Source organism: Mesorhizobium sp. M4B.F.Ca.ET.203.01.1.1 (assembly GCF_004791025.1).
GTDB classification, from domain to species: Bacteria; Pseudomonadota; Alphaproteobacteria; order Rhizobiales; family Rhizobiaceae; genus Mesorhizobium; species Mesorhizobium abyssinicae.
Genome location: NZ_SRUO01000225.1, coordinates 1 through 302, shown reverse-complemented (window position 1 = coordinate 302; position 302 = coordinate 1). Strand labels below are relative to the sequence as shown.

General features: G+C 70.2%; 1 protein-coding gene. It reads left to right on the top strand.

Annotated elements, in window-relative coordinates:
- Positions 1-302: hypothetical protein (locus EN846_RS34420; protein WP_210236161.1), on the top strand; the 302-nt coding region annotated here is incomplete at both ends.

Sequence of the window (302 nt, the reverse complement as noted above, 5' to 3'; positions counted from 1 at the left end):
GTACCACGGGTACGAGAACGGCTTCTGGACGCTGGGCCGCCAGGCCCTGCTGGAGCCTATCGAATGGACCGCCGACGGCTGGTTCCGCGCGACCGGGGGCGACCTCGGCCAGCCACTGCGCAAGCCGGCCGGACAGGCACTGTCGCCGCATGGCATGGCGCTGTCGGATGATTTCCGCGGCAGCACGCTTGGCCCGCAGTGGGCGTTCTTCAATCCGGCGCAGGACGAGTACCGGCGGCTGGGTTTCAGCGGCAACGGCCTGGTCCTGCAGGGCAAGGGCAGCACGCCGCGCGATGCGTCAC